Genomic DNA, 2,753 nt, shown 5'->3' on the forward strand with positions numbered 1-2,753 from the left:
GGAGATGGTGATTCAGATGCTGATTCAACAGATTATGCTGCTCAATTAGCTGTAGCAGGCGGTTCTGTTCCAGGTGCGTTTAGAGCTAATGCAGCTAAATATGTAGTTATTATTACAGATCAATTACCAGGAGGTATATCAGATAGTTTTAACGCTGTAACATGGGCTGGTATTCAGAATATGATAGCTTATGCAAATACTAACGGAATTAAGTATGTTATATGTGGGGTAGGATCAACTTTAGGTGCAACTATAAATGGTGTTTACATTCAACCTTGGATAGAATTAGCTCAGCAAACAGGTGGTGCTACTACTACTTCTTACTTACCTACAACAATAAGTAGTGTAATAACAGGAACTTGTTAATAAAATAAAAATATAAAAAATGGCATGTAATTGTACAAAATGTAGTAAAAAGTGTAGTTGCGCTGATACAGCAATAACTAATGCATGTACTTATACTGATTGTAGTGTAGGAAGTGAAAGATGTGATGATATTCAAAGTGCAGCATGTGTAAGCTACACAGGTACCTCTTTTCAAATAGGACCTGCAGCTACAAGAATAACAATAACTTCTGGTGAAAGATTAGATTCTATTATACAAAAATACGCTATGATTTTATCAAATGGATTAGGAGCTTGTACATCAAGTGATGTTCAACATGATCCATATAATGTATATGCTGGAGTTATTACAAGCTCTACAGCAGTTGTTATATGGGATGGTATATGGAGTTCAAGTACGGGTTTAAATATTTATTTTGATACTCAAGTTTCTCCAACTGGTTGGACACTTGCAAACTCAACGCCAATAGTAACAACTGTTTCTAATTACACAATAACAAACTTAATAGCTAGTACAGCATATAAAGTTAAGGTTGTAGATAACAATAATTCTGCATCTTGTAAACCACTAGAAATCTTATTTTCTACATTAGCAACAGCTTAAATAACAACAGAGTAGTAGTTTGTTGGTTTTCTGCTACACGAGTTGGAAGAGATTGGGGAAACTCAATCTCTTTTTGTTTTTATAAGTTATTTACTATCAAATAAATAAAAATTTATATATCTTTGGTTGATTCCTAAATTTTTCTTATGACAAATATTAAAAAACAAATTAGTGAAACGTTAAAATGGAAAAAACATCCTTCATATTGTGCAGCTAAATTAAACATTACAGAAAAACAATACATTAAACTTAAAAAGCAACTTCTTCAAGAAAGAAAAAAGCAAAAGAAAAAACAAAAATATTTAGAACAAGTATCAAATGATTCAAATGTAACTGAAACAATTGACTTAGAAAATGGAACAGGTAAACTATCTGGTACATTTAATCATGAACCCAAATCAGCTGAAGAAATAATATCTCTATTAAAGATAGATACAAATAAATGGAAACTATATCAATATTGGAATAAAAAAATGGGAGACCATTGGAGAGTATCAGCTTTAATTTCTCAAATTAAAAATCCAGAACAAAAGCTTTTTGAAAACTTATTAAAAAACTGGGTACCAAGAAAATACAAAATATCAAATTTACCATTTAGAAATAAATTTACTAATGATCCACATTGTGCAGTAATTTCATTACAAGATATACACTTTGGTAAAGAAGGTAATGATACTATAGATAAAGATTTTGAAGATACAGTTAAAAACTTAGTACAAAGAGCACATGCTATACATCATATAGAAAAGATGTATTTTGTTGTAGGAGGAGATCTAATCAACATGGATACATTTTCCGGTACAACTACAGGCGGAACACCATTAGATAATTGTATGGGTGCTACAGAAGCTTATGTACAAGCGTTTGATGCTATGCATTGGGCAATTACTTATATCAAATCATTTTGTGAAGAGTTAGTTATAGTTTATGTTCCAGGTAATCATGACAGATTATCTTCATTTCATTTAGCTCATGCTTTATCTGAATCAATTGAATGTAATAGTATTACATGGGATGTATCCTATGAAGAAAGAAAAGTACATGTTTGGAAAGATAACTTTAATGCTTTTGAACATGGAGATAAACGTAGCAAAAATAATCCTTTAATATTTGCATCAGAATACCCTAAACAGTGGGGGGCTACAACAAACAGAACCTTATTCAAAGGTCATATACATACAGATAGAAAAGTAGAATATATGACTTCTAATGAAACAGCAGGTTTTATAGAAAAGACATTACCTAGTTTAGGAAAGGCAGACTATTATCATCACAGTAATAAATTTACTGGAAATAGAAGATCTGGAAAATTAGAAATTCAACATCCAACAATGGGTAACATATGTGTTTTAACTTACCAAGCATTATAATCACCCCAATAAAATTTCATTAAGTGGTGTTTTTTTTGTAAATTATAAATATAACTATATGATTACCAATTTTAAAAAACCTGATTTAAATGCCTCTAGACATAGAGAAAAAAGATTAGGTATATTAAACGAAGAAACAATAAAAGAATTTAAAGAAAAAAAACCTTTATATTCTAATATTGATAATGATAAATTAAAAAAGATAATAAAATTATATAATGTAAAACTATGGAATGCGGTTATAAATTATAGAGATGGTGTAGAGTTACCAGATTCATTGGGTTATTTATTTTCCACGCTACTATTATGCACTACGTCAAGAACATAGACCCTTATATGAAAACTGATTCTACATTAAGGAATCATTACTCATTAGTCTTACGTTCGTTTAGTTCTTATAAAAAATCAGACCTGTTTTTAACAGAAGATGAACT

Annotated in this window: 4 protein-coding genes; all 4 read left to right on the forward strand. The window is 29.9% G+C overall.

The features are described from left to right. The coding region (locus QNK89_RS09415; protein WP_340170767.1) for a hypothetical protein at positions 1-366 on the forward strand (366 nt) is incomplete at its 5' end. Between the two features lie 19 nt (positions 367-385). Then, entirely contained in the window at positions 386-949 is a 564-nt protein-coding gene (locus tag QNK89_RS09420; RefSeq protein WP_340170768.1) for a fibronectin type III domain-containing protein, read from the forward strand. Between the two features lie 146 nt (positions 950-1,095). After that, on the forward strand, positions 1,096-2,319 hold the full coding sequence (locus QNK89_RS09425; protein ID WP_340170769.1) for a hypothetical protein: 1,224 nt from the start codon (positions 1,096-1,098) through the stop codon (positions 2,317-2,319). Positions 2,320-2,377: 58 nt separating this feature from the next. Continuing rightward, positions 2,378-2,647 carry a hypothetical protein gene (locus QNK89_RS09430; protein WP_340170770.1) on the forward strand — a complete coding sequence of 90 codons (270 nt, stop codon included), beginning with the start codon at positions 2,378-2,380 and terminating at the stop codon, positions 2,645-2,647. Positions 2,648-2,753: the final 106 nt, after the last annotated feature.

This window comes from Lacinutrix sp., assembly GCF_037625555.1.
Classification (GTDB): domain Bacteria; phylum Bacteroidota; class Bacteroidia; order Flavobacteriales; family Flavobacteriaceae; genus Lacinutrix.

Coding starts and splice junctions, on each gene's coding strand:
- QNK89_RS09430 (WP_340170770.1), top strand. CDS start 2,378: ATGATTACCAATTTTAAAAAACCTGATTTAAATGCCTCTAGACATAGA.
- QNK89_RS09425 (WP_340170769.1), top strand. CDS start 1,096: ATGACAAATATTAAAAAACAAATTAGTGAAACGTTAAAATGGAAAAAA.
- QNK89_RS09420 (WP_340170768.1), top strand. CDS start 386: ATGGCATGTAATTGTACAAAATGTAGTAAAAAGTGTAGTTGCGCTGAT.